This is a genomic window from Methylobacterium brachiatum, from assembly GCF_020523825.1.
Classification (GTDB): Bacteria; Pseudomonadota; Alphaproteobacteria; order Rhizobiales; family Beijerinckiaceae; genus Methylobacterium; species Methylobacterium brachiatum.
This window is the reverse complement of the sequence record NZ_JAJALK010000002.1, coordinates 60338-85423: the sequence shown is the minus strand read 5'-3', so window position 1 is coordinate 85423 and position 25086 is coordinate 60338. Positions and strand designations below refer to the sequence as shown.

The 25086-nt window shown below is 69.4% G+C and carries 27 protein-coding genes; 6 read left to right on the top strand and 21 right to left on the bottom strand.

Annotated features, from left to right (window positions below):
- Positions 1–65: 65 nt before the first annotated feature.
- From LGR69_RS04115 to LGR69_RS04090, 6 genes are all read right to left on the bottom strand, one after another.
- Complete coding sequence (locus tag LGR69_RS04115; RefSeq protein ID WP_230365269.1) at positions 66–2111, bottom strand: AI-2E family transporter; 2046 nt, start codon at positions 2109–2111, stop codon at positions 66–68.
- 158 nt (positions 2112–2269) lie between these two features.
- Complete coding sequence (locus LGR69_RS04110) at positions 2270–2767, bottom strand: hypothetical protein (RefSeq protein ID WP_163006005.1); 498 nt, start codon at positions 2765–2767, stop codon at positions 2270–2272.
- A gap of 130 nt (positions 2768–2897) precedes the next feature.
- On the bottom strand, positions 2898–3053 hold the full coding sequence (locus tag LGR69_RS04105; protein ID WP_230365268.1) for a hypothetical protein: 156 nt from the start codon (positions 3051–3053) through the stop codon (positions 2898–2900).
- 54 nt (positions 3054–3107) lie between these two features.
- Positions 3108–4556 (bottom strand): MmgE/PrpD family protein, encoded by a 1449-nt coding sequence (locus tag LGR69_RS04100; protein WP_230365267.1) that lies wholly within the window; start codon positions 4554–4556, stop codon positions 3108–3110.
- A gap of 112 nt (positions 4557–4668) precedes the next feature.
- Entirely contained in the window at positions 4669–5961 is a 1293-nt protein-coding gene (gene pncB / locus LGR69_RS04095) for a nicotinate phosphoribosyltransferase (protein ID WP_230365266.1), read from the bottom strand.
- A 126-nt stretch (positions 5962–6087) separates the two neighbouring features.
- Positions 6088–6591, bottom strand: coding sequence for a pyridoxamine 5'-phosphate oxidase family protein (locus tag LGR69_RS04090; protein ID WP_007562869.1), 504 nt, complete (start codon positions 6589–6591; stop codon positions 6088–6090).
- A 126-nt stretch (positions 6592–6717) separates the two neighbouring features.
- Between LGR69_RS04090 and LGR69_RS04085 the strand changes: the two genes are divergently transcribed.
- The gene (locus LGR69_RS04085) at positions 6718–7017 is read left to right on the top strand and encodes a hypothetical protein (protein ID WP_230365265.1); all 300 of its coding nucleotides are present in this window, start codon (positions 6718–6720) and stop codon (positions 7015–7017) included.
- A 17-nt stretch (positions 7018–7034) separates the two neighbouring features.
- On the opposite strand, the gene LGR69_RS04080 is transcribed toward LGR69_RS04085, so the two are convergent.
- Positions 7035–7559 carry a GNAT family N-acetyltransferase gene (locus LGR69_RS04080; RefSeq protein WP_230365264.1) on the bottom strand — a complete coding sequence of 175 codons (525 nt, stop codon included), beginning with the start codon at positions 7557–7559 and terminating at the stop codon, positions 7035–7037.
- On the bottom strand, positions 7556–7873 hold the full coding sequence (locus tag LGR69_RS04075; protein ID WP_230365263.1) for a type II toxin-antitoxin system TacA family antitoxin: 318 nt from the start codon (positions 7871–7873) through the stop codon (positions 7556–7558). Before LGR69_RS04075 ends, LGR69_RS04080 begins: the two co-directional genes overlap by 4 nt.
- 174 nt (positions 7874–8047) lie before the next feature.
- On the opposite strand from LGR69_RS04075, the gene apbC reads away from it, so the two are divergent.
- Positions 8048–9196: an iron-sulfur cluster carrier protein ApbC gene (apbC, locus tag LGR69_RS04070; protein WP_230365262.1), complete on the top strand. Its 1149-nt coding sequence runs from the start codon at positions 8048–8050 to the stop codon at positions 9194–9196.
- Positions 9197–9203: 7 nt separating this feature from the next.
- Positions 9204–9860, top strand: coding sequence for a molybdenum cofactor guanylyltransferase MobA (gene mobA / locus LGR69_RS04065; protein WP_307355180.1), 657 nt, complete (start codon positions 9204–9206; stop codon positions 9858–9860).
- Here mobA and LGR69_RS04060 read toward each other — a convergent pair.
- The 8 genes from LGR69_RS04060 to LGR69_RS04025 form a co-directional block, all read right to left on the bottom strand.
- A complete protein-coding gene (locus LGR69_RS04060; RefSeq protein ID WP_230365261.1) occupies positions 9811–10134 on the bottom strand; it encodes a helix-turn-helix domain-containing protein in 324 nt (107 codons plus the stop codon). The genes mobA and LGR69_RS04060 overlap by 50 nt on opposite strands.
- The gene (locus LGR69_RS04055; RefSeq protein WP_230365260.1) at positions 10112–10498 is read right to left on the bottom strand and encodes a type II toxin-antitoxin system RelE/ParE family toxin; all 387 of its coding nucleotides are present in this window, start codon (positions 10496–10498) and stop codon (positions 10112–10114) included. The genes LGR69_RS04060 and LGR69_RS04055 overlap by 23 nt, the downstream gene beginning before the upstream one ends.
- Positions 10499–10618: 120 nt before the next feature.
- Complete coding sequence (locus tag LGR69_RS04050; protein ID WP_007562886.1) at positions 10619–11080, bottom strand: peptidylprolyl isomerase; 462 nt, start codon at positions 11078–11080, stop codon at positions 10619–10621.
- A 67-nt stretch (positions 11081–11147) separates the two neighbouring features.
- Positions 11148–11645 (bottom strand): hypothetical protein, encoded by a 498-nt coding sequence (locus tag LGR69_RS04045; protein WP_230365259.1) that lies wholly within the window; start codon positions 11643–11645, stop codon positions 11148–11150.
- A 9-nt stretch (positions 11646–11654) separates the two neighbouring features.
- On the bottom strand, positions 11655–12203 hold the full coding sequence (locus tag LGR69_RS04040) for a peptidylprolyl isomerase (RefSeq protein WP_230365258.1): 549 nt from the start codon (positions 12201–12203) through the stop codon (positions 11655–11657).
- A 27-nt stretch (positions 12204–12230) separates the two neighbouring features.
- Entirely contained in the window at positions 12231–12734 is a 504-nt protein-coding gene (gene coaD, locus LGR69_RS04035; protein WP_122160296.1) for a pantetheine-phosphate adenylyltransferase, read from the bottom strand.
- Between the two features lie 61 nt (positions 12735–12795).
- Positions 12796–15546: a DNA gyrase subunit A gene (gyrA, locus tag LGR69_RS04030; RefSeq protein ID WP_091859690.1), complete on the bottom strand. Its 2751-nt coding sequence runs from the start codon at positions 15544–15546 to the stop codon at positions 12796–12798.
- A 176-nt stretch (positions 15547–15722) separates the two neighbouring features.
- Positions 15723–16025 carry a hypothetical protein gene (locus LGR69_RS04025; RefSeq protein WP_007562897.1) on the bottom strand — a complete coding sequence of 101 codons (303 nt, stop codon included), beginning with the start codon at positions 16023–16025 and terminating at the stop codon, positions 15723–15725.
- Between the two features lie 224 nt (positions 16026–16249).
- On the opposite strand from LGR69_RS04025, the gene LGR69_RS04020 reads away from it, so the two are divergent.
- Positions 16250–17101, top strand: a complete 852-nt coding sequence (locus LGR69_RS04020; RefSeq protein WP_230365257.1) for a S49 family peptidase — start codon at positions 16250–16252, stop codon at positions 17099–17101.
- 32 nt (positions 17102–17133) lie between these two features.
- Here the strand turns inward: LGR69_RS04020 and LGR69_RS04015 are convergent, their stop codons facing one another.
- Positions 17134–18852, bottom strand: a complete 1719-nt coding sequence (locus LGR69_RS04015; protein WP_122160298.1) for a methyl-accepting chemotaxis protein — start codon at positions 18850–18852, stop codon at positions 17134–17136.
- A 99-nt stretch (positions 18853–18951) separates the two neighbouring features.
- Positions 18952–19821: an NAD(P)-dependent oxidoreductase gene (locus LGR69_RS04010; RefSeq protein ID WP_230365256.1), complete on the bottom strand. Its 870-nt coding sequence runs from the start codon at positions 19819–19821 to the stop codon at positions 18952–18954.
- A gap of 100 nt (positions 19822–19921) precedes the next feature.
- On the opposite strand from LGR69_RS04010, the gene LGR69_RS04005 reads away from it, so the two are divergent.
- On the top strand, positions 19922–20947 hold the full coding sequence (locus tag LGR69_RS04005; protein WP_230365255.1) for a P1 family peptidase: 1026 nt from the start codon (positions 19922–19924) through the stop codon (positions 20945–20947).
- Positions 20948–20987: 40 nt separating this feature from the next.
- Here the strand turns inward: LGR69_RS04005 and LGR69_RS04000 are convergent, their stop codons facing one another.
- Positions 20988–21362 (bottom strand): hypothetical protein, encoded by a 375-nt coding sequence (locus tag LGR69_RS04000; protein ID WP_007562907.1) that lies wholly within the window; start codon positions 21360–21362, stop codon positions 20988–20990.
- Between the two features lie 129 nt (positions 21363–21491).
- Between LGR69_RS04000 and LGR69_RS03995 the strand changes: the two genes are divergently transcribed.
- Positions 21492–22046: a GNAT family N-acetyltransferase gene (locus tag LGR69_RS03995; RefSeq protein ID WP_230365254.1), complete on the top strand. Its 555-nt coding sequence runs from the start codon at positions 21492–21494 to the stop codon at positions 22044–22046.
- 366 nt (positions 22047–22412) lie between these two features.
- Here the strand turns inward: LGR69_RS03995 and LGR69_RS03990 are convergent, their stop codons facing one another.
- On the bottom strand, positions 22413–22694 hold the full coding sequence (locus tag LGR69_RS03990) for a hypothetical protein (RefSeq protein ID WP_007562909.1): 282 nt from the start codon (positions 22692–22694) through the stop codon (positions 22413–22415).
- On the bottom strand, positions 22691–25075 hold the full coding sequence (locus LGR69_RS03985; protein ID WP_091859708.1) for a response regulator: 2385 nt from the start codon (positions 25073–25075) through the stop codon (positions 22691–22693). Before LGR69_RS03985 ends, LGR69_RS03990 begins: the two co-directional genes overlap by 4 nt.
- Positions 25076–25086 lie beyond the last annotated feature (11 nt).

The window sequence follows — 25086 nt, the reverse complement described above, 5'->3', positions numbered from 1 at the left end:
GTCCGGCAGCCCGGCCGGTGCGCGACGAAACCGGGGCGGCACCCCGGCCGTCAAGTCCCCTCCGCTCATGCGTCCGCCGGTTCCGGCCTGCGCGCCGCCGCCCCGGTCTCCGGAACGGCCGCGATGTCCGCCTGGACGGCGGCCAGAACCGCCTCGATGGCCTCGCGCAGGGACGCGACCTGGTCGGTCGCCGCGGTCGCGCCGTCCTTGGCGCGCGCGACCTTGTCCAACTGGCCGTTCTGGGCGAGCCACAGCCCGAGCAGGACCGGCACGCCGGGCATCCGATCCTGCAGGCGCCGGACCAGTCGGCGCAGATGGGTCGGCTCGCCGTTCAGCGCCAGCGAGACGACGCAGGCCATCCGGGCGGGGCCCGGCTCGAACCGTCCGATCCGCGCCGTCGAGGCGTCCGAGAACGGCACCGTGCGGACGCCGATGCCGCGCTTCTCCAGGATCTGGGCCAGGATCATGGCTGCGGCCTCGTCGAGGAAGCCGCGCCCCGAGATGCACAGAACCGCGCCCTGGCGGGTCCAGGCCTGGGGCAGCGCGTCGGGCGCCGGACCGATCGGCATCGGGCTGCAGGCGTTGTCGCCGTTCTCGCCCGCCGCCTCGGTGCTGGCGTCGCTGCGGTCCGACAGGTCGGCGATCAGCTCGCCCAGTGCGGTGCGCATCGCCCCCTTCTGCTGGGCGGTGAGCACCCCGCGCGCCGCGTCGCGGGCGGCCAGTTCGAGGGCCTTGAGGACGACCTCGTCGTAGTAGGACGAGAGCGAGCATTGCTGCAGGATCAGCTCGGCATGGCCCAGCACCTCCTCGGAATCGCCCGCGAGGATGCGCTGGTAGAAGTTCTGCACCGGGGTGAGCGCCGGCCTGTCGCCGAACAGCACGTCGAGGAATTCGAGGTGCTCGACGTGGCGCCCCAGCACCACCAGGCAGACGGTGAGCGGCGTCGACAGGAGCAGGCCGACGGGCCCCCACAGCCAGGTCCAGAACAGGGCCGAGACCAGCACCGCGAAGGGCGAGAGCCCGGTGGACTGGCCGTAGAAGATCGGCTCGAACACCTGGCCGGTGAGCGGCTCCAGGATCAGGAACAGGATCGCCACCGCGATCATCATGTTCCAGCCGGGATCGACCGCGGCGGCGAGCGTGATCGGCAGGAGCGCCGACAGGAACGCCCCGAGATAGGGCACGAACCGCATCAGCGCCGCGAAGATCGCCCACAGCACCGGGTTCGGCACGCCGATAAAGTAGAGTCCGATCCCGATCACGACCCCGAAGGCGGTGTTGAGGGCGAGCTGCACCACGAAGTAGCGGCTCAGGCGCCCGGCCGCGTCGTCGATCGCCCCGGTGGTGCGGTGCAGGTCGCTGGAGCCCGCGAGCCGGATCATCCGGTCGCGCAGATCCTCGCGCTGCATCAGGACGAACAGCAGCACCACGAAGACGATTCCGACGGTCGCCAGCGGCTGCAGCACCGGCGACAGCAGGGTGCCGAGCGTCTCGAGCGGCCCCGGCTGGGTCGACGACACCTCGACGAGGACGGGTTTCGGCCCCGGCCGCGCCGGGTCCAGCCCGGGCGCCGCCTCGGGTGCCTGCGGCGCGGCCTGCTGTGGCTCTTTCGCCGGCTCCTTGGCCGGCTCTTTGGCCTGGTCCTGGCCCGGCTCCTTGCCGCCGTTGTGGAGCGCCCGGCCGATATTGGCGATATAATCGGTGACGTGGCCTACCGGCGAGGCGCGCAGGCCCTCGATCTTGCGCTCGATGGTGGCGCGGTAGCGCGGGATGTCGCCGGCGAGATCGGCCGCCTGGATGCCGATCAGGGTCGCCATCGCGCCCACGATCCCGAGGGTCAGCAGGACGCTCACGCCCACCGCCATCAACCGCGGCAGGCGCAGGCGTCGCAGGCGGTTCACCAGCGGCGTCAGCACGAAGGACAGGAGCAGCGCGATCGCGATCGGGATGAAGATCTCGCGGCCGAAATACAGCACCGCCACGATGGTGGCCCCGACCAGGATCGGCGACGCCAAGGTGGTCCGCGGGGTCTCGGCCGCGGTCACGCGGGCCGGCCGCGGCGGAACCAGCGCGTGTCCAGGCTGCGCCCCGACCGGGGTTCTCGTGCCCATGCTGCGAGTCCACACCCCGAACGCCACAAGCGGGCGCCCGCCGGGGTCACGGGGCCTCGCGGCAGGGGAACGGCACGGGGCCGGAAAACGATCCCGCAGGCTCCGCGGATCAGAGGCCGGAATGCCGTGCGGGCTATGGCGCGGGGACTGAGAGGGCCTTACACCCGCGCCTCGACCAAGAGCAGGGCGAGGATATCGGTGAGCTCCACCGGATCGATGGCGGCCAAAGCCTGGGCGGCGCTCTCGGCCTGATCGCAGGCATCGACGGCGTCCGATCGCCGAAAGGCGACTTGCGGATCGTAATCGGCCCTGTGCCGAAGGGCCTGCAGGCTCACGAAGGCGTTGGCGAATGTCCGTGCCTCGGGGGAGACGCGGGTTCGCTGCAACAGCGTCTGATGCCGCTGTCCCAGGATCGGCCGGTCGATCGCCCGGCAAACGTCCTTCATTCGATTGTGGACGAAGCCGCGATAGATCAGAGCGTAGGCCGACGTGGTCCGATGCGGCGCGCCCACGAAGCGCTCGGTCGCCATCTTCAGGGTCGCGTGAAACAGCGCGTAGTAGGCGGACGAGATCGCACGACGGAGTTCGGCATCGACCGGCGATGGTCCGGCCGCCAGGGCGCGCGCGACCTGGAGCAACTCATGGGGATCGAGCACGGGTGCGGGCGTCCCAGTCGTCTTGCGACAGGAAACGGACGAACGGATAGCGCTCGTCGCCGGCCTCGATCAGGGCATCCCGTATCTTCTGGCGGATCTGGAGCCTGTCCGCCGAAGACAGAATGGATTGCTAGCCGCGATCGAGTTGCAGCGTGATGTGATAGACGGGCTCGTCGGACGAATCGAGGCCGATGCCGACTTCAGCTTCACCGGCTTGAGAGCCTGCGATGCTTCGAACGGCCTCAAGACTGATCTCTCGAATGTCTTTCATCGGCAGGTCGGCCATCCCGGGATCTTGGTGCCGGAACGGCGGACCGTCAACGTCGGCCGGCCGTCGTCTTTACGCGCCCTGCACCCCGGCCCGCGCCACCTCGCCCACATCCGCCAGCTCGGGCAGCGACCAGCACATCTGCATCACCCGCCTGACCTGGGCCTCCGGCAGGACCCCGGCGGCGAGGTCGGTGAACTTCGCCTCGAGCTGCGCGTCCGACATCGGCGTCTCGACGCTGCCGATCGCGTGCTCGATCCGGCGGTGGAAGCTCCGCCCGTCGGTCAGGGTCACGGTCATGTCCACCTGCGCGGCGTCGATGCCCGGGGTGATCACCGGCACCACCTTCTGGCGCAGGGCGACCACACGCGGGTCGTTCACCGCCCGGTCGCTGAACTGCTTCTCGCCGCCCGCACCTTCAACGAGCGCGATCGCGGCCGCGTGGTAGATGCTGAACTTGCCCTCCAGGCCGGTCTTCGGCGCCGTCTTGCCGGTGAGCTCCAGCACCAGCGGATGGACCTTGAGGTCGACCCGGGCGATGTCCTCCGGCCGGACATGGTCCTGGTCGCGGATCTGCACCCCGGCATCGATCGTCGGATGCATGACGATCCCGCAGGCGAACGGCTTGTAGGTGTTGAGCAGCGCCTCGTAGCGGGTGCCCAGCCCGTCCGTGATCTCGGACCAGTCCTGCTTGGTCGAGATGGTGTTGGCCCAGCCGCGCTTGGCCTCGATCATGCCGTCCGAGGAGGTGAAGCCCTTGGCCGCCAGGATCGCCGCGAACAGGCCGTTCGAGGCCGCCCGGCCCGGATTGAAGCTCTTGTTCATCGAGCCGAACGATTCGCGCAGGCCGACCGGCTGCGAGGCGGCGAGCCCCAGCGCGTAGATCATCTGCGGCTCGGTGAGCCCCATCAGCTTGCCGACCGCCGCCGCCGCGCCGAACGGCCCGCAGGTGCCGGTGATGTGCCAGCCGGCATCGTAATGGTTCGGGTAGACCGCGTTGCCGATCCGGCACTCGGTCTCGATCCCGACCACCAGGGCGTCGAGGAAAGCTTTCCCCGAGACCGGCTTCATCTGGGCATAGGCCAGGATCGCCGAGGCGACCGGGCCGGCCGGGTGGATGATCGTCTTGAGGTGGGTGTCGTCGAAATCGAAGATGTGGCTCGCCACGCCGCTCAGGAAGGCGGCGTTCATGATGTCGAACCGCTCCGACCGGCCGAACAGGCCGGCCTGCGGCGGCCCGGAGAACGGCTGCAGCGCCGAGACCGCGACGTCCACGGTCTCGTGGTGCGAGCCGCCGATCGCCACGCCGACCCAGTTGAGGAAGCTGCGCACCCCCTCGCGCCGGACATTCTCCGGCAGGGTGTCGTAGGACGAAGCCAGGATCCACTGCGCCAGGATCTTGGTGACGGGCGGTGCCTTGGCGGCCGGCTTCGCGGCGTCGGCGGCCTGCGCGCCGTCGAGAGCCGGCGCCGCCAGGGCGAGGCCCGCGGCACCGATGAGCGAGCGGCGATTCAGGGTCATGGCGTTCTCCCATCGGGCCGGCCAGGCGGCGGGCCCTGTTGGTCGACACCATACCTGTTGTCCGCGCCGGCCGTCAGGGGGCGGGCTTCACGGATGCGAGGCCGGAACCGCCTCACACCAGGACCGGCAAAGCCGCCTGCTCGCCGACCCCGAACACCCGGCGGTAGCGCGCGATCTCGTCGGCCGGCCCCTGGGCCTTGGTCGGGTTGTCCGAGAGCTTCACCGTCGGGCGGCCGTTCGCCTCCGTGACCTTGCAGACCACCGAGACCGGATCGAGCTTGCCGTCCGGCAGGAGACCGCGGAAATCGTTGGTCAGCAGGGTGCCCCAGCCGTAGCCGATGCGCATGCGCCCGTGGAAATGGGCGTGGATGTGCTCGATCTGGTCGATGTCGAGCCCGTCGGAGAAGATCGCCAGCTTATCCCGGGGATCGTAGCCGCGCTCCCGCCAGAAGCGGATCGCCTCCTCGCCGCCCTCGATCGGGTCCTTCGAGTCGATGCGGATCCCGGTCCAGTCGCTGACCCAGTCCGGGGCGTTGGCCAGGAACCCGGTGGTGCCGTAGGTGTCGGGCAGGATGACCCGGAGGTTGCCCTGGTAATCCTCCTGCCAGTCGGCCAGCACCCGGTAGGGCGCGGCGGCGAGCGACGCGTCGTCCTCGGCCAGCGCCGCGTAGACCATCGGCAATTCGTGGGCGTTGGTGCCCACCGGCTCGACCTCCTGCCGGGCCGCGATCAGGCAGTTCGAGGTGCCGAGGAAGGCGCCGCCCAGACCCTCGGCCATCGCCTGGACGCACCAATCCTGCCAGAGGAAGCCGTGGCGCCGGCGTGTGCCGAAATCCGCCACCGACAGGTCGGGCAGCTTCTGCAAGCGCTGGATCTTTTCCCATACCCGGGTCATCGCGCGGGCGTAGAGTACCTGAAGGTCGAGCTTGCCGAGGCCGCGCAGCACGGCGCGCGCGCGCAGCTCGTTGAGGATCGCCAGCGCCGGAACCTCCCACATGGTGGTCTCGATCCAGGGACCGTGGAAGGTCAGCTCGTACTGGCCGTCATGGACCGCGAGCTCGTAGTCGGGCAGCTGGAAACCCTCGAACCACGCCACGAATTCGGGGCCGAGGATCCGCCCCTGGCCGCGAAACACGTTGCCGCGCAGCCAGGTCACCTCGCCCTTGCTGAGTCGGAGGCTGCGGGCATGGTCGAGCTGCTCGCGCAGCAGCCCGGCATCGACCTCGTCGGCGATGCGGATGCGCTTCGTCCGGTTGGTGATCCCGAAGGTCGTGCTGATCTGGGGATGCCGGCGCAGGATCGTCTGCGCCATCAGCAGCTTGTAGAAATCCGTGTCGAGCAGCGACCGCACGATCGGGTCGATGCGGAAGCTGTGATCGTAGACCCGCTTCGCCAGATCAATCATGCTCTTCGGACTCTTCCGCCGCGTCACCGGCGCAGAGCGCATGCCGGGCGCGGTCGCGTCAAGAAGAAGGGCGGCCCACCCTCCGGCGCGCCGCCCCCGATATCCTCGCCGCGCCGTCGCGCGCGATCAGGCGAGATCGACCTTCTTGGTCTCGGTCTTGGGGCTCTCGCCGGTGAGCGACGCCTTCACGTAGCCGTAGAGGTGCAGCATCGTGCTGTTGGGGCTGTCCCAGTACTCGCCCTTTTCCGGATGGACGCGGATCAGCGCGACCTCGGGGTCGTTCTTGCCGTTGGGGAACCAGGTCTTCAGGCTCTCATTCCACTTCTCGTCGATCTTGGCCTGGTCGCGCACGATCTCGGCCTTGCCGGCCACCGAGACGTAGGTCTGGCTCGACGGGTCCGAATAAGCGAGGTTCACTTGGTTGTCCTTGCTGATCTCGGAGGTCTTGGGCGAGTGCAGCTTGGTGAAGAACCACAAGTCGCCGTTCTCGTCGGCGTCGTTGTTCCACATCGGGCGGCTGTTGAGCGTCCCCTCGGCATCGACGGTGGTCATCATCGCGATCTTCACGTCTTTGATCAGCTCGAACAGCTTCTTCGCGCCCTCGTGGTCGCGGTGGTTGCCCTGATGCATGAAACCGGTCTCCTTGCTGTCGCCGACGTGGCGCTCGAGTCGCGCGGGGGGACCCCTCTGGGGAGGCCCCGCCCGCAAGTCGCCTCGACAACGGGCGAAGGCCCGCTTGGTTCAGGAGGTTTCGGGATGGGGGCGAACGGGCGGTGGACGGCCCGCTGGGGGCTGGCCGTGCTCATCGGATCGGTCTGGCTGGCGGCCGCGCCGGCCCGCGCCGAGGTCCGGTTCGGGCCGGGCGTCCGGATCGGCGGCCACGATTTCTCCGGGCGCCGCGCCGGCAGCGTCCATATCGAACGGGTGAAGCGCCTGCGCGGGCCGCTCGGCTGCCGCCACGTTCGCCACGGCTTCTACCGGCGCGGCGACGGCACCGTGGTGCGCGGCCCGATGGAGGAATGCAATCTGATCGCGGTTCCACCGGGACGGCGGTGATCGCGCGGGGCGATCGTCTAGGACGCGGTAGGGTCAAACAGCATCGCGATCTCGGCCATCGGCTTGAACAGACGGCGGGGCTGATCGGGCAGCCGAAGGAAGTCATGGCCCTCGTAGAACGCGACCGCGGCTTCATCCTTCGCATCGACCACGACTGCCAGGGAGGCCGTCTCGCTCCTGAGGTAGCGCCGCAGCGCGTCCAGCAGCAGAAGCGTACCGAACCCCTGGCCGCGCCGTGACGCATCGACCGCCAGCCGGCCGAGCAACGTGGCCGGCAGGATCGGATAGCGCGGCAGTTTCTTGACGAAGGCCGGCGGCAATTCTGCGGCCCGGATCGAGGTATTGGCGAGGGTGTAGAACCCCAGGATGGCGGGTTCCGGAGGCTCCAGCAGGACAAACGGGGCGGCCACGCGGCGCCGCGCATCCTGGCCGGCCTGCGAGCGGAGATAGCGATCGAGAGCGTCGACGCCGCACGCAAAGCGGGATCGATCGTGCCGCCCGGCATCGAAGATCTCGATGGCCGGCCCAGCGCCGATGGTCACGTCTCCGAGCCACCCATCAGCGTTCGGTAAGTCGCCACGCGATCCCGCATCCGCTCGCTGGGTTCGCGCGGCGCGAGGAGCGCCTCCACGAAGGCGCGGGAATCCCGGACGCTGAGCTGGATCACCTCGTGCTCCGCGATGGCACGCTTGGCGGCATCCTGGACGCTCGTCAGGACGAAGTCGGTGATGCTGCGTCCTTCGAGCGCTGCGGCATGCGCGACGAGAGCTTTCTGCTCCGCCGTCACGCGGGCCTCCAAGCGATCGGTGCGTCGCCGGTTCTTCGGGATGTCGTCAGATCGTCGCGCGTTGCGCATCGCCACCTCCGTCCGACCCCGAATGTACGGCCCATGGTCGGCAATTTCGAGGGAAAACCGCCGCGCGTCGTGGAGCGGTGGAGATCTCGATGGCGGGGACAGGGTCTGGCGTTCTTGCGGCGCTCGGTTACATGCAGCGGGTATTAGACCTGCTTGCTCCCGGTGGAGGACGATTTGGCGATTACCCGCGACGACGTGCTGCGCGCGCTCCAATCCGTCACCGTCGACGCCGCCGGCACCACCCTGCCCGGCTCCGGGCGGCTATCTCAGGTCGTGGTCGATCCGAGCAACCGGGTGATGTTCTCGATCCTGGTCGATCCGAGCGAGGCCGAGCGGTTCGAGCCGGTGCGGCGGCAGGCGGAGGGGCGCGTCCTGCAGATGCCGGGCGTCTCGGGGGTGTTCGCCAGCCTGACCTCGGAGCGCGGCCCGGGCATGCCGGCCCAGAGCGACGCCGCGCCCCGTCCGGTGACCCCGCCGCCGGTCGCGCCGCCGCGGCCCGGCGCACCGCCGAACCAGGGGCCGCAGATCGCCGGCGTGCGCCACATCGTGGCCGTCGCCTCCGGCAAGGGCGGCGTCGGCAAGTCCACCACCGCCTGCAACCTCGCGCTGGCCCTCCAGGCCCAGGGGCTGAAGGTCGGCCTGCTCGATGCCGACATCTACGGGCCCTCCGTTCCGAAGCTGTTCGGCCTGTCCGGCAAGCCGACCGTGGTCGACAACAAGGCCATGGAGCCGATGGTCGGCTACGGGCTGAAGGTCATGTCCATCGGCTTCCTGATCGAGCCGGAGACGGCGATGATCTGGCGCGGCCCGATGGTGCAATCGGCCATCACCCAGATGCTGCGCGACGTGCTCTGGGGCGAGCTCGACGTGCTCATCGTCGACATGCCGCCCGGCACCGGCGACGCCCAGCTCACCATGGCCCAGGCGACGCCGCTCTCGGGCGCCGTCATCGTCTCGACGCCGCAAGATCTCGCGCTGATCGACGCCCGCCGGGGCGTGACCATGTTCAAGAAGGTCGCGGTTCCGATCCTCGGCGTGATCGAGAACATGGCGACCTTCATCTGCCCGAATTGCGGCCACGCCTCGCACATCTTCGGGCATGGCGGCGCCCGCATCGAGGCGCAGCGCCTCGGCGTGCCGTTCCTCGGCGAGGTGCCCCTCGACATGACCATCCGGGAGACCTCGGATTCCGGCCGTCCCGTGGTGGCGACCGATCCGGACGGGCCGCACGCCAAGGTCTACCGCGACATCGCCGCGTCCCTGTGGGCGAACCTCACCGGCGCCCCGGCCGGCCGCACCGCGCCGCGGATCGTCATCGAGTGACGTCTTCGTGGTCGACCGCCCGCACATCCTAGGCCTGATCCTCGCCGGAGGCCTCGGCCGGCGCATGGGCGGCGTCGACAAGCCGCTGGTGCGGCTGGGCGGGCGGACGCTGCTGGAGCGCGTGGTCGAGCGGCTCGGGCCGCAATGCGGGGCGGGGCTCGCGCTCAGCGCCAACGGCGATCCAGCACGGTTCGCCGGGTTTCCGGGGTCGGTGCTGCCCGACACGGTGCCGGGCCTGCCGGGTCCGCTCGCCGGCCTTCTGGCGGGGCTCGATTTCGCAGCCGCGCAGCGGCCTGAGGTCAGCCATGTGCTGACCGTGCCCGGGGATGCCCCGTTCCTCCCGGCGGATCTCGCGATGCGGCTCGGATCGGCTCCTGGGGATGCCCCGATCGCGCTCGCCGCCTCGGGTGGGCGCGAGCACTACACCGTGGCGCTCTGGCCGGTCGGGCTGCGGGGGGATCTGCGCCGCGCCCTGGTGGAGCGGGACGAAAGGCGCGTCGGCGGGTTCATCGCGCGCCACGGCGCGACCGTCGTGGAATGGCCGGTGGCGGGCGTCGATCCGTTCCTGAACGTCAACACGCCGGAGGATCTGGCCGCGGCCGCGGAACTCGATCTCAAGCCAAGACCTGTAAGCCGTGCTTCTGGACCACCGCTAAAAGCTTGAGCGCCGTGCCACTGGGCTTCTTGGCGCCGGTTTCCCACTTCTCCACGTTGCGCTCGCTGGTGTTGAGATAGCGGGCGAAGACCGGCCGGCTGACGTTGAGGTTTTCGCGCAGCTGCTTGATCTGGGCGGGCTCGATCGTTGGCGGCACGGCGAGGCAGATCTCGTCGAAGGCGCGCATCGTTTCCGCATCCGTCACGCCGACCTCGTGGAAGGCCATGGCGGTCGCGTGGATTGATTCGAAGGCGTCGCTCTTAAAGGCCCGCTTCCCGGTCATCGCAGATCTCCATGATGTGGCCCGCCGCAATGAGCCGAGCGATGTCGGCATCCGTCGTCCTGCCGAGGTCCTTGGCGAGCAAGCGAAATGCCTTCAGCTCGTTGTCCTCTATGTTGGCGCGATCCTTTTTCGCGAACAGGTACTGATAGAGCCAGTAATGGCCGATTTTGGCCAGAATGACGCTCCGGTGCATGTTCTTGTTCAGGCGCTTCTTGAAGACACTGCCGCCGAGATCGTCAGCTTGACCCTGCTCGACCTCCCGGATCGCCGCGCACAAGTCCCGGTCGGTAAGATGAGCTTTTCGCGCCGCTTTGGCGAACCAAGCGGTCTTAAAGGTTCGCGGGCGTCTGTGAGATTCGGACACGGGCGAAGCGTAGCGTTCCGTGTCAATGCTGCAAAGCTTAGGCCCGGCAGCGCAGTCGACCCGTCACGATCGGCCGCCCGTGCCCGCACCTGTGGCGAACACGGGCGGCCGAGTCTCAACTTAGGCGGCTTCGCTCACGCTGGCCTTGACGATCTTGTCCGGCGAGCGCGGCGGCTCGCCCTTGTTGAGCGTGTCGACCACATCCATGCCTTCCACGACCTTGCCCCAGACGGTGTATTGCTTGTCGAGGAAGCGGGCGTCGTCGAAGCAGATGAAGAACTGCGAGTTCGCCGAGTGCGGGAAGTTGGTACGGGCCATCGAGCAGGTGCCGCGCACGTGGGGCTCGGCGTTGAACTCGGCCTTCAGGTCCGGCAGCTCGGAGCCGCCCGAGCCGGTGCCGGTCGGGTCACCGGTCTGGGCCATGAAGTTCTCGATCACCCGGTGGAACGGCACGCCGTCGTAGAAGCCCTGGGCTGCCAGCGTCTTGATCCGCTCGACATGGCCCGGGGCGAGGTCGGGGCGCAGCGCGATCACGACGCGGCCCTTGGTGGTCTCGAGGGTGAGAGTGTCGGTATCGGCCATGGTGTGGTCCTTCCTGTTGGTGGGAATGTAGCGGCGCTCCCCGGATCCGGCGAGCGCGGCGAAACGGTCAGGCCGGCGGGCGGTAGACCAGGCGCAGGGCCACCGGCCGCCCGGCGATCGCCCGGCCGAGGCCCGGGGTGATCCGCGCCGGGGTGCAGCCGGCGAGCGCCTCGAGGGTCGCCCGCACGAGGGTGCGGCGCTGGTCCCGCGCGAACCCCGCCGCGTAGGTGATGCGCGGGGTGCCGATCAGGCTGCCGTCGCGCCGGAGCGACAGCCGCGCGGTGATCTCGACATCGTCGGACCCGGCCGCGGGTCGGCCGAGACCGGCGGGCGGCTGCCAGCAGGCCGCCAGCACCGAGTAGAGCTCGGCCAGGGTGTCGGCAGCCCCGGCCGGGGGCTGCGCCAGCGGCACCGCGACGGTGCCCCGCAGGGTCTGCGGCAGGCTCAGGCGATAGCCGCCGCCGGCCTGGTCGGCGTAGCCGCCATAGGCATAGCCGCCATCATAGGCACGCGCCGCCGCCGGAGCGAGGGCGAGCGCGCCGAGGACGGCGAGCCGACGCCACATCGGCGCGCGCTACTTCGCCTTCTCGGCGAGCGTCATGCGGACGATCTTGTCCGGGTCCTGCACGGCCCCGCCCGGTGCGCCGGGGGCGGCCTTCTTGATCTTGTCGAGCACGTCGAGCCCGTCGGTGACGTTGCCGACGACGGTGTACTGCTTGTTCAGGAACGGCGCGTCGCCGAGGCAGATGAAGAACTGCGAGTTGGCCGAGTTCGGATCCGACGAGCGGGCCATGCCCACGGTGCCGCGGCGGAACTCGGCGGTCTGGGAGAACTCCGCCGGGATGTTCGGCAGGCTCGAGCCGCCGGTGCCGTTGCCCTTCGGGTCGCCGGTCTGGGCCATGAAGCCGTCGATCACCCGGTGGAACTTCAGGCCGTCGTAGAAGCCCTGGGAGATCAGCGTCTTGATCTGTTTGACGTGCTTCGGGGCGAGGTCGGGCCGCAGCGCGATGGTGATGCGCCCGTCCTTGGTCTCGAGATAGACCGTGTTGGCGTCGGCGGCCCGGGCGGCCGGGACGGAGCCGAGCGTGAGGGCGAGCGCGAGGAGGGCGTGGCGGCGATTCATCGGGTTCCTTCCAGAGAGGTCAGAGGATCAGGCGGTGGCGGCGAAGCGCTGCCGGAGGCGGGCCGCGACGGCGGCGGGCACGAAGGGCGAGACGTCTCCGCCCATGCCGGCGATCTGGCGCACCAGCGTTGCGGTGATCGGGCGCGCCTGCGTCGAGGCGGGCAGGAACACGGTCTGCACCTCGGGCGCCATGGCGCCGTTCATGCCGGCGAGCTGCATCTCGTAATCGAGATCCGTGCCGTCGCGCAGGCCGCGGATGAAGATCGAGGCGCCGCAGCGCCGGGCCGCCGAGACCGCGAGGTCCGCGAACGTCGCGATCTCCAGCGTCGCGCCCTCGGCCTCAGCCACCGGCCCGCAGGTCTCGGTGAGCAGGGCGGCGCGCTCCTCGGCGGAGAAGAGCGGCGCCTTGCCGGGATGGACGCCGATGGCGATCACGAGGCGGTCCACCAGCCGGCAGGCCTGGCGGACCACGTCGAGATGGCCGTTCGTGACCGGATCGAACGAGCCGGCGTAGAGGGCGGTGCGGGTCATCGAGGCCCGACCTAGAGCATTTTTGCGCCGGACGGAACCTCGCGGTGCGCGGGCCGGAGCCTCACGCTTCCTCGGCGCCGCCCTCCGGACCGGCCTCGGCGACGCCCTCGCCGTTCTCCTCGTCCTCGCCCTCGATATGCTCCACCGACACGACCTTCTCGTCCTTGGCGGTGTTGAACACGGTCACGCCCTGCGAGGCGCGGCCGACGATGCGGATGTCGTCCACCGGCACCCGGATCAGCTGGCCGCGGTCGGTGACCAGCATGATCTGGTCCGTGGCCTCGACCGGGAAGGAGCCCACGAGGTTGCCGTTGCGGTCGTTGACCCGCATGGCCGTGATGCCCTTACCGCCGCGGCCCGAGGTCCGGTACTCGAAGGACGAGGAGCGCTTGCCGTAGCCCCGCTCGGACAGGGTGAGCACGTATTGCTCGGCCGCGCCCATCTCGGCGTAGCGCTCCGGCGAGATCGCGGCGGCCTCGGCGCCGTCCTCGGCCTCCACCTCGGCCCCCTCCTCCGCCTCGCCGGTGACGGCGCGGCGCATCTTCAGGTAGCCCGTCCGCTCCTCGGCGCTGGCGTCGAAGGCGTTCAGGATGGTCATCGAGATCACCCGGTCGTCCGGGGCGAGCAGGATGCCGCGCACGCCGGTGGAATCCCGGCCCTTGAACACGCGCACATCCTCCACCGGGAAGCGGATGCACTGGCCCTTGGCCGTGGTGAGCAGCACGTTCTGGTCCGGCCGGCAGATCTCGACATGGACGATGTGGTCGCCCGGATCGAGCTTCATGGCGATCTTGCCGTTGCGGTTCACCTGGACGAAGTCCGACAGCTTGTTGCGTCGGACATTGCCGCTGGCGGTGGCGAACATCACGTCGAGCGTCTCCCAGGACGCCTCGTCCTCGGGCAGCGGCATGATCGTGGTGATGCGCTCGGAGGTGTCCTGCAGCTGCAGGATGTTCACCAGCGCCTTGCCGCGGGCGTTCGGGGCGGCCATCGGCAGCCGCCAGACCTTCTCCTTGTAGGCCTGGCCCTGGCTGGAGAAGAACAGCACCGGCGTGTGGGTGTTGGCCACGAACAGGCGGGTGACGAAATCCTCGTCGCGGGTGGCCATGCCCGAACGGCCCTTCCCGCCCCGGCGCTGGGCCCGGTAGGTCGAGAGCGGCACGCGCTTGACGTAGCCGGCATGGGACACGGTCACGACCATGTCCTCGCGGGCGATCAGGTCCTCGTCGTCGACGCTCGAATCGTAATCGACGATCTCGGTCCGGCGCGGGGTGGCGAATTGCTGCCGCACCTCGATCAGCTCGTCCTTGACGATCGCCTGGATGCGGGCGCGCGAGCGCAGGATGTCGAGATAGTCGGCGATCTCGTCGGCCAGCGTCTTCAGCTCGTCCCCGACCTCGTCGCGGCCGAGGGCCGTGAGGCGCTGCAGGCGCAGGTCCAGGATGGCGCGGGCCTGGGTCTCGGACAGGCGGTAGGTCCCGTCCTCGGCGACCCGGTGGCGCGGGTCGTCCACCAGCGCGATCAGCGGCGCGATGTCGTGGGCCGGCCAGTCGCGGTTCATCAGGGCCTCGCGGGCCGAGTTCGGGTCCGGCGAGGTCCGGATCAGGCGGATCACCTCGTCGATATTGGCGACCGCGATGGCCAGGCCGCACAAGACGTGGGCGCGCTCGCGGGCCTTGCCGAGCAGGAACTTGGTGCGCCGGGAGACGACCTCCTCGCGGAAGTCCACGAAGGCCTGGAGCAGGTCCTTCAGGTTCATCAGCTCCGGCCGGCCGCCGTTGAGGGCGACCATGTTGCAGCCGAAGGAGGATTGCAGCGGCGTGAACCGGTAGAGCTGGTTCAGCACCACCTCGGCCATGGCGTCGCGCCGGATCTCGACCACGATGCGCATGCCGCTGCGGTCGGATTCGTCGCGCAGGTCGGAGATGCCCTCGACCCGCTTCTCCTTCACGAGCTCGGCGATCTTCTCGACCAGCGTCGCCTTGTTCACCTGATACGGGATCTCGGTGAAGATCAGCGCCTCGCGCTCCTTGCGCAGCTCCTCGACATGCGACTTGGCGCGCATGATCACCGAGCCGCGGCCGGTGGCGTAGGCCTGCCGGGTGCCGGCCCGGCCGAGGATCATGCCGCCGGTGGGGAAGTCCGGCCCGGGGACGATCTCGGTGAGCTGCTCGATGGTCAGGCCCGGATCGTCGATCAGCGCCACGCAGGCGTCGATCAGCTCGCCGAGATTGTGCGGCGGGATGTTGGTCGCCATGCCGACCGCGATGCCGCCGGCGCCGTTGACCAGGAGGTTCGGGAACCGGGCCGGGAGGACGGTGGGCTCCTCCCGCGATTCGTCGTAGTTCGGCTGGAAGTCGACGGTGTTCTTGTCGATGTCCGAGAGCAGCGCCGTGGCGGGCTTGGCCAGGCGCGATTCGGTGTAGCGCATGGCCGCCGGCGGATCGCCGTCGACCGAGCCGAAATTGCCCTGCCCGTCGATGAGCATCAGGCGCATGGAGAAGTCCTGCGCCATCCGCACCAAGGCGTCGTAGATCGATTGGTCGCCGTGCGGGTGGTAGAGACCGATCACGTCGCCGACGATGCGCGCCGACTTGACGTATTTCCGCTCCGGCAGGTGCCCGGATTCGAAGGCGGAATACAGGATGCGGCGGTGGACCGGCTTCAGACCGTCGCGCGCATCGGGAAGCGCGCGGCTCACGATCACGCTCATGGCGTAATCGAGGTAGGAGCGGCGCATCTCGTCGGTGATGGAGACGGGGCGAATGTCGCTGGCGGGCGGGGCGGTGCCCGTCGGATCGGTCTCGGCCAAGGAATTACCCGTAATCAGGCCCGGAGGGGCGGTGCTGGCGACCGTCCCGGTGGCGCGCGGAGCGCCCGGACGGCCTTGCGGAACAGCAGTGATATCAGGTGGTTAAATAAGCTTTTCCGCGCCCGCACACAAGGCTGCGCCCCGGACCGGTCCGGCCGGGGCGCAGGCTGCATCCGTCAGTAGAAAGTCGGGTGCCGGGGGGCGAAATGCCGGCGGTAAACGACGGGCCGGCGGTGCCAATGATGACGGTGCCAATGGTGCCGCCGATGCCAGTGATGGCGCCGGTGATGCCAGTGCCGCCGCCAGTGATGGCGCCGGTGCCAGTGGCGCCGGTGATGCCAGCGCGCGAGCTGGACCGTGGGGCCGGGCGCAGCCGCCTCGGCGGCGGCCGGGACCGGCAGGGGCGCCGCTCCCGCGGGGGCGTTGGCGAAGCCCCCGATCAGCGCCGCGAGCAGGACCAGGATAGGCCAGGGTCGCATCGTCTCTCTCCCGTGTGAGCACCCGGAGGCCGTCCGCCGATCCGGGCCGGCGCGATCCGCGCCATCGGCAGGAACCGCCAAGGTCGGCAAACGGTTCGATCCGCTGCGACTGCGCAGACCGCCATGAGCGCCGGGACCTCCTGTCCCGGTTCCCTTGCGCGCGGGGCCGGAACGCCCAATTCGGGCGGCAGCACTCACGCTTCCCGCGCCGTCCAAGGGACTCCATGCCGTTCGCGCTTCCCGACGCCCTCCGGGCCTTCCTGCCGCGCCGCTTCCGCGACCGCCGCCCGCGGGTCGCCGTGGTCCGGCTCTCCGGCACGATCGGGGCGGTCTCGCCGATCCGCCCGGGGCTCTCGATCGGCGGGGTCGCGGGCAGCCTGGAACGGGCCTTCACGATGCCCGGGATCAAGGCGGTGGCGATCGTGATCAACTCGCCGGGCGGCTCGCCGGCACAGTCGCACCTGATCCACCGGCGCATCCGGGCCTTGGCCGAGGAGAAGGCACTGCCGGTCGTGGCCTTCGTGGAGGATGTCGCGGCGTCGGGCGGCTACATGATCGCCTGCGCGGCCGACGAGATCGTCGCCGACCCGACCTCGATCGTCGGCTCGATCGGGGTGGTCTCGGCCGGGTTCGGCTTCCACGGCCTGCTGGAGAAGATCGGCGTCGAGCGCCGGGTCCACACCCAGGGCGAGGCGAAGTCGATGCTCGACCCGTTCCGCCCGGAGGATCCGGCCGACGTGGAGCGCCTGAAGCGCCTCCAGGCCGACATCCAGGACCTGTTCACCGGGCTCGTGACGGCGCGGCGCCCGACATTGTCGACCTCCGAGAACCTGTTCACCGGCGCGGTCTGGACCGGCCGCCAGGCGCTCGCCCTCGGGCTGGTCGACGCGCTCGGCGACGTCCGCGCGACCATGCGCGCCCGCTTCGGCGACACGGTCGACCTGCGTCTGGTCGCCGAGGCCCGGGGCGGGATCCTCTCCCGCCTGCTGCGCCGGGGCGGGGCGCCGGGCGGGATCGCCGATGACGCCCTGGCGGCGCTGGAGGAGCGCGCCGCCTTCGCGCGGTTCGGGCTCTAAAACGGGGAGCCCGAACCGGTTCCGGGCCCGGCCTAGGCGGCGACCTGCGCGAGGAAGCGCTCGATCTCGCTCTCCAGCTCGGCCGCCACCGAATCCACGGTCTGGGCCGCGCCGGTGACGGTGGCCGCCATCCGGGCGGAGCGCCTTGCGGCGCCGGCCACCGTGGTCAGGCCGCCGGCAATCGCCTCCGTGGCCCCCGCCGTGTCGGCGACGTTGCGCGAGATCTCGGCCGTGGCCGCGCTCTGGGCCGAGACCGCGGAGGCGATGCCGCCCGTGGTCTCGGTGACCGCCCGCATCCGCTCGCCCATCCGGCCGATCGCCGCCACGGTCGCCTCGGTGGAGGATTGGACCCCGGCGATCTGGTTGCCGATCTCCTCCGTCGCCTTGGCCGTCTGCGAGGCCAGGGCCTTCACTTCGGACGCCACCACCGCGAAGCCCTTGCCGGCCTCGCCCGCACGCGCCGCCTCGATCGTGGCGTTGAGCGCGAGCAGGTTGGTCTGGCCGGCGATCTGGCGGATCAGCCCGACCACGTCGCCGATCCGGCTCGCGGCATCCGCGAGGTCCGTGATCTCGGTGTTCATCGTCTCGGCCTCCACGGCCGCGGTGGTGACCAGCCGCTCGGCCTGGTCGAGCTGCATGCCGATCTCGCCGATCGACGCGGACAGTTCCTCGGCCGCGCTCGCCACCGTCTGGACGCTCGCCGAGGTCTCGTGCGAGCCCCGCTCGGTCTCCGCCACGGCGATTTCCGCCTCCGCGGAGGTGGCCACCATCTCGTCGGCGCGCGCCCGCATCTCGCCGGTGCTCGCGGTGAGCGAGCCCTTCAGCACCACGACCTGCCTGCGGAACGCCTCGATGACGCGGTCGAGATTCGCCCGGCGCCGGGCCTCGTCCGCCGCGCCCGCGCTCTGGAGACCTTCGAGTTCCCGGGTCCGCAGGCCGGCACTGCGCAGCACCTCGAGGGACCGGGCCACCGCGCCGATCTCGTCGCCGCGCCCGGTATGGGGGATCGGGGTCTCCAGATCGTCCGCCGCCAGCGCCTCGATCCGCGACGAGATGGCGGCGAAGGGCCGGAACAGGCGCGCCGCCACCAGGCCGACCAGGGCGCAGGCGAGCACCGCGATGACCAGGGCGGCCACGCTGAGGCTCGTCATCGTCTGCGCGTAGGCGTCGAAATACATCTCGATCGGGAGCCCGATGAACAGGATGCCGTTGACCGTGCCGGCCGCGTCCAGGGTCGGCTGATAGACGGTGTAGTAGCGGCGCCCGAACAGCACCGCCGGGCCCTCGTAGGTCCGGCCCGCGCGCACCGCGGCCTGGGCCGGGCTGTCCGCGGCGAGCAGGGTGCCGACGGCGCGGGCACCGTCCTGGCCGCGCACGGTCGTCTGCCGCCGCAGGAAGGTACCGGTGGCCGGCTCGTAGCTGAACACCGTGGCGACACCGCCGGAATAGGCCACCGCGTCGTCGACCACGGAGGCGTCCGCGAAGCCCGCGAGGCTCGGCGCCACCACCTTGGCGATCCGCGCCTCCGTCACGTCGGCCGTCGTTCCGGGAAGCCGCGCGGCCAGGACGAGCGCCAGCGTGCGCAGGTTGCGCTCGCCGTTGCTGCGCTGCTCCGCCTCCATCTGCGACCAGGTCTGCCGCGAGACGGTGATCCAGATCGCCCCCGCCGTGAGCGTCACCACAACCATGGCGAGCAGGATCACCTTCGTGGACAGGGTCATCGCCTGTAGCGAAAGAGGACGTCGGGTCATGGACTGGTATCCGCGCTTGAACTACGCGCGGACACTGTGACTTAGGGTTGAATCAATCGTTAAGGTCTCTATTAGAAGCAAAAGACCTAGCCGCTAGGTTCAACTCTGGCCTGCACGCCGTGCAGAGACCCGCGCCAGGGCGGCCAGATCCTTCTCGCCGTCCCCGTGGCTGATCGCCTCGATCAGCCCGTCGCGCAGGACGCTGGCGAAGGGCATCGGCACGCCCGCGCCTTCCGCGGCCTGGAGGGCGAGGCGCACGTCCTTGGCGCCGAGTTTGAGGCCGAAGCCCGGCGGCTCGTAGCGGTTCTGGGCGATCGAGGCGCCGTAACCCTTGTAGACCGGCGAGGCGAACAGCGTGTTGGTCATCAGGTCGAGGAAGTCCGCGCCCGCGACCCCGTGGCCTTCGGTCAGCGCGCAGGCCTCGCCCATGGCCTCGATCGCCGAGATCAGCATGAAGTTGCCGGCGAGCTTGACCGCGTTGGCCCGCGACGGCTCCTCGCCGAACGGCCAGGTCTTGGCCCCCATCGCGTCGAGCAGCGGCGCGGCGCGCGCGATCAGGGCCGCATCGCCGGCGGCCACGATGTTGAGCTTGCCGGCCTCGGCCACGTCCGGCCGGCCGAAGACCGGCGCGGAGACGTAGGGAACGCCGGCCCGCTCATGGATCGCCGTGAGCTGCCGGGCGAGCGCCACCGAGATCGTGCTCATGCCGATATGCAGGCCGGGGCGCTGGGGCTGGTCGAGCAGCCCGCCCGACACGATCACCGCCTCGAGCGCCGCGTCGTCGGCCAGCATGGTGATGACCGCCTCGCCCGCGAACGCCTCGGCGGCGCTCGCCACCGGGGTCACCCCGTCGAGGCCTTGCGCGCCCTCGGGCGAGCGGTTCCAGGCCCGGACCCGATGGCCCGCCCGCGCGAGGCTCGCGGCCATGCCGCGGCCCATCCGCCCCAATCCGATGAATCCGACGTCCATGCCGTGCTCCTCGTCGCGCCTTGCCATCCGACCAACCCGGATCGGGCGGGGATGGCGCACCGGGATTTGCGCCGATCGCCGGCCGTGGCAAGCTCGATCCATGACGCGCAACCGCATCACGGATATTCCCGGCCTGCGGGTCGGTCACGCCAGCGACCTCACGGTCGCCAGCGGGGTCACCGCGATCCTGTTCGACGCGCCCGTGGTGGCGTCGGTCGACGTGCGCGGCGGCGGCCCGGGCACCCGCGAGACCGACCTGCTCGATCCCGAGCGCACGGTGGAGCGGATCGACGCGCTGGTGCTCTCGGGCGGCTCTGTCTTCGGGCTCGACGCGGGTGCGGGGGTGACCGCGTGGCTCGCCGAGGCCGGGCGCGGCTTTCCGGTCGGCCCGATGCGGGTGCCGATCGTGCCGGGCGCGATCCTGTTCGACCTGCTCAACGGCGGCGACAAGGATTGGGGCCGCTATCCGCCCTATCGCGAGCTGGGCTTTCTGGCGGCCGCCGCCGCGTCGGACGATTTCGCCCTCGGCTCCGTGGGGGCCGGCACGGGGGCGCGGACCGGGCGTCTGAAGGGCGGGATCGGCTCCGCCTCGGCGACCGTCCCGGGCACCAGTTGCTCGGTCGGCGCGCTGGCGGCGGTCAACGCCTTCGGCAGCGCCACGATCGGCGACGGGCCGCATTTCTGGGCCGCGCCGTTCGAGGTAGACGACGAGTTCGGCGGGCTGGGCTCCCCGGCCCGGGTGCCGGCGGACGCCCTCGCCTTCCCGGCCCGGACGCTGCCCGGCGCGGCGACGACGCTCGCGGTGATCGCCACCGACGCGGCGCTGACCAAGGCCCAGTGCCGGCGCCTGGCGGTGGCGGCGCAGGACGGCCTCGCCCGCGCCCTGGTGCCGGCCCATACGCCCCTCGACGGCGACCTCGTCTTCGCGGTGGCGACCGGCACCGTGCCGCTCACTGACCTGGTGGCCGACCTCGCCCGCCTGGGCGACGCCGCCGCGCGGGTGCTGGCGCGGAGCGTGGCGCGGGGCGTCTATTGCGCGACGACCCTGCCGGGCCACGCTGTCGCGGCGCCTCTGTCGGTCATGGGCTTGCCGCCGGCTTGGTGCGACGTGTTCCGAGAGTCTTAGATTTCGAGACCGACCACGAAGCGCGTGATCGCGGGTGTCTTCAATTTGGCGCCAGGAAAAACCATTTGTCCTGCGCGAATCTGATAACCTTGCCCTCGAATTGATCGTAGAATTCCGGTGTCGTAAAAAACACAATCTCATGCCCGGAAAGTATCTGAATACCGTGTTCGATTTTGTGTCGTTCTGAAACTCTATAAAAGCTCACGACGACGTGACTCCAAGATCTGCCGTCGTTCAGTATAGTTCTTCCCCAGCCGATCACGAGAACATCGGCTTTATCGGCGAATTTGCTGTCCCAGAACTGCCGTATGCGCTCGATTTCCTCCCACGCCTCCGAGGAAATCGTGAAATTGATTGGGAGATACGGTTCTGTTTGCATGGCCCGCTGACCTTTAGAATTGTCGTTCAGCAGCATTCCATGATTCACGACAACTATGTATTTTCTATTATGTAAATATTCTCATGACAATAATTTTTTGAAATAGTAATACTTCCAAGATAATGCCATCAAATTATTATCGAGATGTTTGTGTGCATATCTGATTTGGTAGACATACGCCAGAACGGCGGCTATCATTTCGGTGCTGCGCCCCATGATGTCTTGTTTGACACAATGATGACTCTACGGAACTACGTTTCACTGGACAAGACTCAACTCGGTGGCATCGCTCTCGCGGCCTTTGAGCAATTCAAGTCCGATTATACGGATTGGCCAGCCATGGTTGCTGGTGTGTCTCGTATGGGGGATCTTGCCGAAGACGGTGAAATCATCGTTGCGGAGGACGCAGGACGAATTGTCGGCGGCGTTGTTTATGTTGGACCCCACAAGCCCAAGGCATCGTACTTCGATCCATCTTGGCCGATCATAAGAATGCTCGTCGTAGCACCCGAAGCCCAAGGGCGGGGCCTCGGCCGGCAACTGACCCAGGCCTGCATCGATCGTGCCTCACGCGATCGGTCGCCGATCATCGCGCTTCATACGTCGCCGATCATGGCCGTGGCACTGCCGATGTATCTCCGCATGGGGTTCATCAAGCACAGCGACGCGCCCGATATCCATGGCGTACCCTACAGCATCTACACCAGAGCAGTCGGCTAGACATTTTCGTCAGGCTGTAGAGGATAGGAACGCACGAAGCATAAAAGCCCGTTGGACCGGTCTTTCCCACCCCCGCCCTCATCCTGAGGCGACGAAGCGAAGCGGAGGCCTCGAAGGAGCCCTCCAGCCGGCCGCGCGATCCCTGGAGGGCTTCTTCGAGGCTGCTACGCAGCACCTCAGGATGAGGGGAACGATTGGGATATTTGTTGGTCGGAACCGTCACGCGGCTGAGATCAGGCAGTCAAACAGGCTGAAAGAGAACTATCCGATCTCGTTTCTTGTGACGAGATGTTCCGTTGAGTTGTGATTTTTGCTTGAATGCCGATGCGTCTATCTGTGAGCGTTCATGTGCTCCGATAGCCCGACCTATATTTCCTGCCTGGCATCCTCGATCAGCTGCGCCAGCCCGGCATCGACCTCCTCGGCGAGCATCTTGCGCTCGGCATCCGTGAGGTCCTTGGCCCAGGTGGTGCCGCCAAAGCCTTCCGCGCAGCGCGCCCGCTCGGAGGCGATGTAGGCTTCGGTCTCGGCGGGCCGCGTCTTCATCGCGTGGACGAGGCCGAACCAGGCCGCCCGCTCCACCACCGCCAGCCGCGCCCGCAGGCGGATCGCCGCCGCCTTGTTCGGATCGATCCCGTCGTCGCTCATGGCTTATCTCCCACATCGTTCTCGGCGAGCCGCTGGATCAGGCCCTGGAGCCGGCCCGGCACCGGCTCGGCGGCGGAGCGCGCGTAGAGCACCCGCAGCTGCCGGCCGATCTCGGCGAGGCTCATGGAGCCCTTGGCGATCACCCGGTCGGCCTGGGCGCCGAGGCTCGCCTTCTCGGCGCTGGTGATCTCCTTGGCGGTGAGCACCACCACCGGCACGTCGCCGTCCGGCCGGGCGCGCAGCGCCCGCAGGAAGCTGAACCCGTCCATCTCGGGCATCATCAGGTCGAGCAGGATCAGGCTCGGGCGCGTCTGGCTGACCCGCTCCAGGGCGATCCGGCCGTTCTCGGCCTCGTCCACGGTCCAGCCCTCGCGGCCGAGCGACCGGCGCAACCGCTCCCGGGCATCCGGGTCGTCGTCGACCACGAGGACGCGCGCCTCCCCCGGTCCTTCCGGGCGGTAGCGCTCCATCATGCCCTTCAGCCGGTCCCAATCGATCGGCTTGACGAAGTAGTCGGTGGCGCCGAGCGCCTGGCCGAGCCCCTGCTCGGCCACCACCGAGGTCATGATCACCGGCGTCCCGGCGAGATCGGGATCGCTGCGCACGGCGTGCAGCACCGCCCAGCCGTCCATGCGCGGCATCTCGACATCGAGCAGGATCGCCCGCGGCCGCAGCGCCCGGGCGAGGGTCAACCCGGCGCGGCCGTCATTGGCGGTGCGGACGTGAAAGCCCTCGCGCTCGAGGAAGCGCTGGAGCAGCTCCCGGGCGGCCGGGTCGTCGTCCACCAGCAGGACCGTCTCGTGCTGCTCGTGCGGCTCGACCGCCGCGGCTGCGATCTCGGCCACCTCCGGCGGCTCGTCCTCGGGCTTGAGTGTCGCGGGCAGGCGGATCGTGAAGGTCGCGCCCTGCCCTTCCGTGCTGGTGACGGCGATGTCGCCGCCCATGGTCTGGCAGAAGGCCCGGGTGATGGCGAGGCCGAGGCCGGTGCCGCCGAACTGGCGGGTGGTCGAGTCGTCGGCCTGGACGAAGCGCTCGAACAGGCGCCCGATCTGCTCCTCGCTCAGCCCGATGCCGGTGTCGCTCACCGCGAAGGACAGCCAGTCCGCCCCGTCCTCCTGATGGCGGCGCACCGCCAGGGTGATGGTGCCGTTCTCGGTGAACTTGGCGGCGTTGCCGATCAGGTTGACCAGGCACTGGCGGATCTTGGTCTGGTCCTGATGGATGGAGCCCAGTGCGTCGGCATCCGCGTCGACCACGAAGCGGTTGCCCTTCTTCTCCACCAGCGACCCGGTGGAATCGCCGACATCCTGGATCAGGTCCGCGACCGGGAAGGTCTCGGCCGAGGCGGTCATGCGCCCGGCCTCGATCTTGGAGATGTCGAGCACGTCGTTGATCAGCGACAGCAGGTGCCGGGCCGCCGCCTCGATCTTGCGCAGGTCCGGCAGGAGGGCGGCCTGGCCGATATCCTCCAGCTCCTCGCCGAGCATCTCGGAATAGCCGATCACCGCCGAGAGCGGGGTGCGCAGCTCGTGGCTCATATTGGCGATGAACTGGCTTTTGGCCCGGTTGGCGGCCTCCGCGGCCTGGCGGGCGCGCTCGACCGCCTCCTCGGCCTCCTTGCGCTCGGTGACGTCGACGCAGGTGCCGACCCATTCGCGCAAGGTGCCGTCCTCGGCGAGCACCGGCACGCCGCGCACCTCCATGGCGCGCCAGACGCCGTCATGGCGGCGCAAGCGGTACTCGACCTCGTAGGGCTTGCGCTCCTCGACGCAGGCGGCCCAGGCATCGGCCGCGTGGGCCCGGTCGTCGGGATGGACCGCGTCGACCCAGCCCCAGCCCTGATAGGCCTCCTCGTTCTGGCCGGTATAGGTGCTCCAGCGGACCTGCGGCGGCATCAGCTCGCCCACCGCGTTGGTGTTCCAGATCACCGCCGCGGAGGCGTCCACCAGCGCCCGGAAGCGCTGCTCGGAATCGCGCAGGCGGTCCTCGACGGCGCGGCGGCGGGAGATGTCGGTGTTCGTGCCGTACCAGCGCAGGATGTTGCCCGCCGCGTCCCGGTGGGGCAGCGCCTTGGACAGGAACCAGCGGTAGATCCCGTCCCGGCCCCGCAGCGGGAACGTGTCCTCCCAGGATCGGCCGAGCATGATCGCCGCCCGGAAGCGCTCGGTCACGGCCTCGACATGGTCGGGATGGTGGACGGCGCGCCAGCCCCAGCCGCGCATCTCCTCCAGGGTGCTGCCCGTGTAGTCGTACCAGCGCTGGTTGTACCAGACGATGGTCCCGTCGGCCTCGGCGATCCAGGCGAGCTGCGGCAGCGTCTCGGCGAGATTCCTGTAATCGGCATCGGTGACGACGCCTCGGCCGCCCTCGGATTCGCTCATCGGCCCGCCGG

Coding starts and splice junctions, on each gene's coding strand:
- LGR69_RS04115 (WP_230365269.1), bottom strand. CDS start 2,111: ATGGGCACGAGAACCCCGGTCGGGGCGCAGCCTGGACACGCGCTGGTT.
- LGR69_RS04105 (WP_230365268.1), bottom strand. CDS start 3,053: ATGGCCGACCTGCCGATGAAAGACATTCGAGAGATCAGTCTTGAGGCC.
- LGR69_RS04100 (WP_230365267.1), bottom strand. CDS start 4,556: ATGACCCTGAATCGCCGCTCGCTCATCGGTGCCGCGGGCCTCGCCCTG.
- pncB (WP_230365266.1), bottom strand. CDS start 5,961: ATGATTGATCTGGCGAAGCGGGTCTACGATCACAGCTTCCGCATCGAC.
- LGR69_RS04090 (WP_007562869.1), bottom strand. CDS start 6,591: ATGCATCAGGGCAACCACCGCGACCACGAGGGCGCGAAGAAGCTGTTC.
- LGR69_RS04085 (WP_230365265.1), top strand. CDS start 6,718: ATGGGGGCGAACGGGCGGTGGACGGCCCGCTGGGGGCTGGCCGTGCTC.
- LGR69_RS04075 (WP_230365263.1), bottom strand. CDS start 7,873: ATGCGCAACGCGCGACGATCTGACGACATCCCGAAGAACCGGCGACGC.
- LGR69_RS04060 (WP_230365261.1), bottom strand. CDS start 10,134: ATGACCGGGAAGCGGGCCTTTAAGAGCGACGCCTTCGAATCAATCCAC.
- LGR69_RS04050 (WP_007562886.1), bottom strand. CDS start 11,080: ATGGCCGATACCGACACTCTCACCCTCGAGACCACCAAGGGCCGCGTC.
- LGR69_RS04045 (WP_230365259.1), bottom strand. CDS start 11,645: ATGTGGCGTCGGCTCGCCGTCCTCGGCGCGCTCGCCCTCGCTCCGGCG.
- LGR69_RS04040 (WP_230365258.1), bottom strand. CDS start 12,203: ATGAATCGCCGCCACGCCCTCCTCGCGCTCGCCCTCACGCTCGGCTCC.
- coaD (WP_122160296.1), bottom strand. CDS start 12,734: ATGACCCGCACCGCCCTCTACGCCGGCTCGTTCGATCCGGTCACGAAC.
- LGR69_RS04025 (WP_007562897.1), bottom strand. CDS start 16,025: ATGCGACCCTGGCCTATCCTGGTCCTGCTCGCGGCGCTGATCGGGGGC.
- LGR69_RS04020 (WP_230365257.1), top strand. CDS start 16,250: ATGCCGTTCGCGCTTCCCGACGCCCTCCGGGCCTTCCTGCCGCGCCGC.
- LGR69_RS04015 (WP_122160298.1), bottom strand. CDS start 18,852: ATGACCCGACGTCCTCTTTCGCTACAGGCGATGACCCTGTCCACGAAG.
- LGR69_RS04010 (WP_230365256.1), bottom strand. CDS start 19,821: ATGGACGTCGGATTCATCGGATTGGGGCGGATGGGCCGCGGCATGGCC.
- LGR69_RS04005 (WP_230365255.1), top strand. CDS start 19,922: ATGACGCGCAACCGCATCACGGATATTCCCGGCCTGCGGGTCGGTCAC.
- LGR69_RS04000 (WP_007562907.1), bottom strand. CDS start 21,362: ATGCTGCTGAACGACAATTCTAAAGGTCAGCGGGCCATGCAAACAGAA.
- LGR69_RS03990 (WP_007562909.1), bottom strand. CDS start 22,694: ATGAGCGACGACGGGATCGATCCGAACAAGGCGGCGGCGATCCGCCTG.
- LGR69_RS03985 (WP_091859708.1), bottom strand. CDS start 25,075: ATGAGCGAATCCGAGGGCGGCCGAGGCGTCGTCACCGATGCCGATTAC.